This is a genomic window from Streptomyces sp. NPDC037301 (genome assembly GCF_055602785.1).
In genome coordinates this window covers 136,003-142,675 of the sequence record NZ_JBVJWD010000020.1, presented here as the reverse complement: position 1 = coordinate 142,675, position 6,673 = coordinate 136,003, and the positions used below count along the sequence as shown (strand labels likewise).

The window sequence follows — 6,673 nt, the reverse complement described above, 5'->3', positions numbered from 1 at the left end:
AGCATGGGTGGCCCGGGTGCGCCGCAGCCTCCGGGTCCGCCGGGACTCCTTGGGGCCCCGCAGCCGCCCGGCCCTCCGGGGCCTCCGGCGCCCCCTGCTCCTCCTGGTTCGACGTCTCCGCCGCCCGGTGGCGGGGTGCACCACGCGGCGACGATGTTCGCGGACCCGAGCATGGGTGGCCCGGGTGCGCCGCAGCCTCCGGGTCCGCCGGGACTCCTTGGGGCCCCGCAGCCGCCCGGCCCTCCGGGGCCCCCGGCGCCCCCCGCTCCTCCTGGTTCGACGCCTCCGCCGCCCGGTGGCGGGGTGCACCACGCCGCGACGATGCTCGCGGGCCCCGGCCAGGTCGGGCCGTCCGCGCCGCAGCCTCCCGGTCCGCCCGGTCCGCCGGGAATGCCGCAGGGCGGCGCCCCCGGCCCCGTACCGCCGAATCCGCACACCCCGCCGCCCCCGGCGTACGGATATCCGCAGGCGCCGACCGGTCAGCCGACCGTCGGCCCCGGCTACCAGGCCGTGCTGCGTTACCGCGCGCCCGACGGCAGCGAGCAGCAGCTGATCCGCCGCTCGGCGCCGGGCACCCCGCACCCCGAGTGGCAGATGCTGCACGAGCTGCGGGCCATGAACGTGCCGCCGCAGCAGGTCATCGAGCTGCACACCGAGCTGGAGTCGTGCGAGCTGCCCGGTGGCTACTGCGCGCGGATGATCCGTGAGACCTGGCCGCAGGTGCGGATCACCAGCGTCGCCCCGTACGGCACCGATCACGCCAGCCGCCAGCAGGGCATGCAGCATCTGCTCACCCATCAGGGGGAGCTGCACCAGGTCGCGGACGGGCCGGCTCGTCCCGCGCCGGTCCGGGCTCCGCTGCCGCAGATGCCGCCCGCGCCGCCGGTGCCGCCGGAGGCCATCGCCCAGGAGATGGTGCAGACCTTCGGTCCGCAGGGCATCCTTCGCTTCGATCAGCGCGCGGTGTCCCGTCAGGGTGTGCCCGAGGCCGTGGCGCGGACGCTGGTGTGGGCGGGGCTGCCCGCCGACTTCGGGCCGTTCTTCTGGGCGCAGCCGGGCCAGCCGGTGGTGCCGACGCTGGCCGAGTTGGCCGCACAGCGGCAGGTGCAGGCGGCCCCCGACGCGGGGTCGTACCTCGTCATGGGGTCCGACTTCGGGCGGGCGATCTGTGTCCAGTACGGCACCGCGAACATCGTGGCGGTGCCGGTCGAGGCGGGTTCCCCCGCGGGCGGGCACAGCCAGTCGGCGGCGCCGCAGTTCGTGAACACCGGGCTGCCGGAGTTCCAGCGCTCGATGGCGCTGCTCGGCCGGATGTGGCGGCTGCGGTTCGGGCTCAACCCGGAGCAGGCGGGCCGCTGGACGGTCGACTTCCAGGCCCAGCTGGTGGCGCTGGACGCGGCGGCGCTGGCGTCGCCGGAGAGCTGGTGGTCGGTACTCCTTGAGCAGATGTGGGACGGGCTGATCTGACCCGGCAGGCTCTGCGGACGGCGCCCGGCTCCCCGAGAGGGGGGCCGGGCGCCGTGCTGTGTGCGGTCTGTGATGCCGGTCGCTTCCGTCCGGAAAGCAGCGAAACGATTCCGACTTCTGTGTCAATTGCCGCATCCTTAGACGTACTGCAGGTGGTCGGAGAGTCGGAAAGAGGCTTCAGGGATGAGTTCTGCACCGGTGTCCGCGCATGGCTTCGTCGGCGTACGAGGACGTGGTTACCGTCCGGAGCAGGTGGACCGCACCGTGGCCGGGCTGTCGGCCGAGCGGGACGAGGCGTGGGAGCAGGTGTCCCGGCTGACCGCGCTGGTGGAGGAGCTTTCCGCCGAGTCGGTCCGGCTGAGCGAGGCCGTCGCCAGGCTCGCCCCGCAGAACTATGAATCGCTCGGTGAGCGCGCCCGGCAGATCCTGGCGCTCGCCGAGAGCGAGGCCCGGGACGTACGGGGCGCCGCCCAGGAGGAGGCGCAGGCGCTGCGGGACGCGGCGGACGAGGCGGGCCGCAGGCTCCGCGAGTCGGCGCGCGCGGACTCCGAGGCGATGCGGGCAGCGGCCGAGGAGTACGCCGACGGGACGCTGATCACGGCCGGGGGCACCGCCGAGGAGACCGTCGCCGAGGCCGGCAAGGAGGCCGCGGAGGTGCGGGAGCAGGCGGAGTCCGCGATGGCCGGGACGCGTCGCCGTACCGCGAGCGTCCTCGCGCACCAGGAGCAGGAGCATTCCGAGCGGTGGAAGACGGCCGAACGCGAGCTGGCGGAGGCCGAGGCCGCGCAGGCCGCGCATCACGACGAGCTGACCGAGCAGGCGGAGGCCCGCCTGGCCGAGGCGCGGCGGGCGCTGGCTCGGACCGAGGAGGCCGCACGGCACGGCCAGGAGGATGCGGAGGCGCAGGGTGCGGAGCTGATCGCGGCGGCCAGGGTCCGTGAGGAGCGGGTGGTCCGGGAGACGGAGCGGATCCTGCGGGAGCACGAGGAGGGCCGCGAGGAGGTCCAGGCGCACATGGCGCACGTGCGGAACTCACTCGCGGCGCTCACCGGGCGGGTGGCCCCGGCGGAGGACTGAGTCCGACCGCCGGGAGCTTCGCCTCCGGACGCGGGGGTTCCTCAGGGGCGGGCCGCCGTATTCTGCGGTGCGCCCGCCAGGATTCGCGGTTCCTCGGCCTCGTACCGTCGGCGTTCTTCGGCCGCTGTGCGCCGCTCGAGTACCGTTCCCAGCCATCCCGCCAGGAAACCGGCCGGGATGGAGACGAGCCCGGTCGTGGTGAAGGGGAACCAGTTGAAGTCGTACTCGGGGAAGACCGAAGACGGTGAGCCCGAGACGAGATTGGTGCCGGTGATCAGCACCATGACGGTGACGGTGCCGACGATCAGGGTGCTGAGCAGTCCGGTACGGGTGAAGCGCCGCCAGAACATGCTGTAGACGAGCGCCGGGGCCAGCGCCGACGCGCCGACACAGAACGAGAGCGTCGCCAGCGCCTGTACGTTCCAGTGCCTGGCCACGACGGCGAGTGTGGTGGCGAGCAGCCCGACGACGACCGCTGCGGCCTGTGCCGTACGCATTTCGGACAGGCCCGGCAGCGGCTTCCTGTCCGGGTCGCGCACTCCGTGCAGGCCGTGGGCGAAGAGGTCGTGCGCGAGGGAGTTCGCGCAGGCCAGGATCATTCCGGCGACCGAGGCGAGCAGAGTCAGGAAGATCGCCGTCGTCATCGTCGTGACGACCAGTGCGCCCAGCCGGCCACCGCCTGCCACCACACCGCTGATCTGGAGGATCGAGCTGTTTCCGGACGCTCCGGCGGCGGTGATGCGGTCGTGGCCGACGAGCGCACCCGCGCCGAAACCGATGACGACGAGCAGTAGACAGAGCCCGGCGACCACGGCGACCGCCCAGGACAGCGAGCGGCGGACGGCCTGCGTGGAGCGGGCGCTCGTCATGTGCATGGTGACATGTGGCAGACAGGCGGCGCCGAGCACCACGGTCAGTTCGGAGCTGACCATGTCGAGTCCGCTGCCGTCGAACTGGAGCCCCGAGCGCAGATACGCGGCCCCCGCGCCGCTGCCTGCCCGGGCGGCCGAAAGCAGGGCGCCGGTGTCCCAGTCGAAGCGGTTCATGATCAGTACGGAGATGGTGAACGCGGCGACGAAGAGGACCACGGTCTTCACGATCTGGATCAGCGCGGTGCCCTTCATGCCGCCGATCGCCGCGTAACCGATCATCAGGATGCCGAGCCCGATGATGGCGCCGGTGCGGAACCCGGAACTGTCGAACCCCAGGATGAAGGAGAGCAGATCGCCGCTGCTCGCGAGCTGGACGACCATCATCGGAACGAGCGCGGCGATGGTGGCCGCGCAGGCGGTGATACGGACCGCGCGGCCGGGGGCGCGGCGCACGAGCAGGTCGCCCATGGTGAACCCGCCCGCGTTGCGCAGTGGTTCGGCCAGCAGGAACATCAGCAGGACGAGCGAGAGGGTGATGCTCAGGGCGAGGATCATCCCGTCGTAGCCGGTGAGGGCGATGATGCCGGTGGTGCCGAGAACCGTGGCCGCGGAGAGATAGTCACCCGCGAGTGCGAGGCCGTTCTGCAGGGGCGAGAGCGAGCGGGGGCCGGTGTAGAACTCGTCGAGGTCGTCGCGGTCCGGGCCGGTCATCACGCAGAGCAGCAGGGCCACGGTGGCCACGGCGAGGAAGGCCACCAGGGACATCGACTGCGCGGAATCGTCGAATCCGTTCACTGGGCCGCTCCTGTTCTTCGGAGCCGTGCGGCGAGCGGATCGACCGTGCTCCGGGCGGTCCGCTCGTACAGGACGACGGCGAGCAGTGTCACGGGGAGCTGACAGAGCCCCAGCGCCAGGCCGATGTTGAGACCGCCGAACAGGGGGCGGTCCATCAGGTCCTTGGCGAATCCGGAGAGCAGCAGGAATACGACGAAGTAGCCGAGTGCGGTCAGGGTCGTGATGCGCCGCAGCAGCCGGTACGCGGTGCGCAGCCGGCGCAGATCGCCGTGACGGCCCGGGACGGACACGGGAGCGGTGGGAGCGCTCGGCCGTTCCGGGGGCGGTGAGGGCTCCGAACTCTGCCAGGGCAGCAGGTGTTCGGGGTCGTACGGAGGCGGGGGCTGATGCCGCCGGGACGGCTTCGGCAGCCGTCCGGGCCAGGAGGAGTACGGGGACGGAGGCGGGCTTCCGTACGACATCTGGGTGCTGCTCCTTGCATGGCTCGGGTCCTGGGCTGGACGGCAAGGCAGGAGTGCGGTTGTGCTGTCGGAAGCGCGAACATTACTCGCGGGTATGGCGGTTGGGGAGAGGTTGGCCTGAACTACCCACGGCAATGGCTCAGTTGCATGAGGTCTTGCCGAATGGAGTCTCCTTGCCCCGCAGTGCGATGCGGCCGTCTACGGCGCCGGGGCGTCGTTCCCGGACTCCTCGGTGAGGACCGGGAAACGGCGCGGGGCCACGAAGACCAGCACCAGCAGGGCGAGCGCCGCGGCCACGGCGGCACCCAGGTAGACATGGTCGACGGCGGCGTCGACGGCCCGCCGCAGATAGTCCGTCGCCGCGGCCGAGAGCCTGCCCGGGTCGTCCAGGGCGTGCGAGATCGCGTCCAGGTCGCCCGGCAGCCCGGGGACCGGGGCGGCGGCCAGCCGGGAGGCGAGGACCCCGTTGGCGACGGCCCCGAAGAGCGCGGCGCCGACGCTCTGGCCGACCTGGCGGCAGAAGAGCACGGAGGCGGTCGTCGTGCCGCGCTCGGCCCAGCCGACCGTCGACTGGACCCCGACGATCAGCGGCAGCTGGAACAGCCCGAGCGCCGCACCGAGCAGCAGCATGATCAGGGCGGGCTGCCAGGGCTCGCCCGGATACGGCAGCAACGGGAAGGCGAGCAGTATCAGCAGGGCGCAGCTCATGCCGATGATCGCGGTGCGGCGGAAGCCGATGCGGTTGTAGACGCGGTTGGAGAAGGCCGCCGACACCGGCCAGCTCAGCGTCATCACGGACAGCACGAAACCGGCGGCGATCGGGCCGAGACCCAGCACCGACTGGGCGTACGTCGGCAGGAAGACCGTGGGGGCGACCATCAGCAGCCCCATCGCGCCCAGCGCCAGATTGACCGAGGCGATGGTCCGCCGCCGCCAGACCCAGCCGGGAATGATCGGCTCGGCGGCCCGCCGCTCGATGACGACGGTCAGCGCGCCGAGCACGACGGTGCCGGCCAGCAGCCCGAGGGACGGGGCGGAGAACCAGGGCCAGGCGACCCCGCCCTGGACGAGCGCGGTCAGCAGCAGGGTGCCGGTGGCGAAGACGGCGAGGGCGCCCGCCCAGTCGATGCGGGGGCGGGGCGTGCCGGCCGCCCGGTGGGTGCGGGCCGGCTCGTGGAGGTGGCGTACGACGAGCCAGAGCGCGAGGGCCCCGATCGGCAGATTGATCAGGAAGATCCAGCGCCAGTCGGCGTACACCGCGAACAGCCCGCCGATCACCGGCCCCGCGACCGCCGACGTGGCCCATACGGTCGACAGCTTGGCCTGGATCTTCGGGCGTTCCTTGAGCGGATACAGGTCCGCGGCGATGGTCTGCACGGTGCCTTGCAGGGCGCCGCCGCCCAGGCCCTGGACGACCCGGAAGGCGACCAGCGCGGCCATGTTCCAGGCGGCGGCGCAGAGCACCGAGCCGAGCAGGAAGAGGGCGATGCCGGCGATCAGGACCGGCTTGCGGCCGAAGGTGTCGGAGAGCTTCCCGTACACCGGCAGGGAGACCGTCACGGCCAGCAGGTAGCCGGAGAACAGCCACGAGAAGACGGAGAAGCCGCCGAGGTCGCCGACGATCTGCGGAACGGCGGTCGAGACGATGGTGCCGTCGATGGCCGCCAGGGCCATCCCGAGCATCAGGGCGGCGACCACCGGGCCGCGTCCGCGCGGCGTCTCGGGAGAGGGGGCCGGGCCGACCCCGGGCCCGGACATCGCTTCGGTATTGCCGCCCGCGCCGCCCACCAAGATTCCTTCCCCCTGCACGTATTTTCTCGGGACACTGTCTCACCCGTGGATCCCGGCGGGGAGGGCGCCGCTGTCGGGGGGTGTGTCCGAAGGCCTCTGCGGACCCCGTCGCTTGCACCCATGGGTGCAGTCCCTGAGGCGGGTCTCCACCCGCGGGCCGAGACCCTTAGGGGACGCTCCTCAGTTTTGCCCAGGGGTGGTTCCTCCCGG

General features: G+C 72.3%; 5 protein-coding genes. 2 read left to right on the top strand and 3 right to left on the bottom strand.

Going from position 1 to position 6,673, the window contains the following annotated elements; all coding sequences use genetic code 11:
• Together ACZ7IB_RS28685 and ACZ7IB_RS28680 are read left to right on the top strand one after the other, a co-directional pair.
• A partial coding sequence (locus tag ACZ7IB_RS28685; RefSeq protein ID WP_470916685.1) for an SUKH-4 family immunity protein occupies positions 1 to 1,467 on the top strand: 1,467 nt, incomplete at its 5' end.
• A gap of 183 nt (positions 1,468 to 1,650) precedes the next feature.
• Positions 1,651 to 2,544, top strand: coding sequence for a cellulose-binding protein (locus ACZ7IB_RS28680; RefSeq protein ID WP_470916684.1), 894 nt, complete (start codon positions 1,651 to 1,653; stop codon positions 2,542 to 2,544).
• A 41-nt stretch (positions 2,545 to 2,585) separates the two neighbouring features.
• On the opposite strand, the gene ACZ7IB_RS28675 is transcribed toward ACZ7IB_RS28680, so the two are convergent.
• From ACZ7IB_RS28675 to ACZ7IB_RS28665, 3 genes are all read right to left on the bottom strand, one after another.
• Entirely contained in the window at positions 2,586 to 4,181 is a 1,596-nt protein-coding gene (locus tag ACZ7IB_RS28675) for a sodium/solute symporter (protein ID WP_470916706.1), read from the bottom strand.
• Positions 4,182 to 4,207: 26 nt separating this feature from the next.
• A complete protein-coding gene (locus ACZ7IB_RS28670) occupies positions 4,208 to 4,672 on the bottom strand; it encodes a DUF485 domain-containing protein (protein WP_470916683.1) in 465 nt (154 codons plus the stop codon).
• A gap of 198 nt (positions 4,673 to 4,870) precedes the next feature.
• Positions 4,871 to 6,430, bottom strand: a complete 1,560-nt coding sequence (locus tag ACZ7IB_RS28665) for an MFS transporter (protein ID WP_470916705.1) — start codon at positions 6,428 to 6,430, stop codon at positions 4,871 to 4,873.
• Positions 6,431 to 6,673: the final 243 nt, after the last annotated feature.

Bases quoted from the DNA above. Each gene is read 5' to 3' on its own strand.
- ACZ7IB_RS28680 (WP_470916684.1), top strand. From the start codon at position 1,651: ATGAGTTCTGCACCGGTGTCCGCGCATGGCTTCGTCGGCGTACGAGGA.
- ACZ7IB_RS28675 (WP_470916706.1), bottom strand. From the start codon at position 4,181: ATGTCCCTGGTGGCCTTCCTCGCCGTGGCCACCGTGGCCCTGCTGCTC.
- ACZ7IB_RS28670 (WP_470916683.1), bottom strand. From the start codon at position 4,672: ATGTCGTACGGAAGCCCGCCTCCGTCCCCGTACTCCTCCTGGCCCGGA.
- ACZ7IB_RS28665 (WP_470916705.1), bottom strand. From the start codon at position 6,430: ATGTCCGGGCCCGGGGTCGGCCCGGCCCCCTCTCCCGAGACGCCGCGC.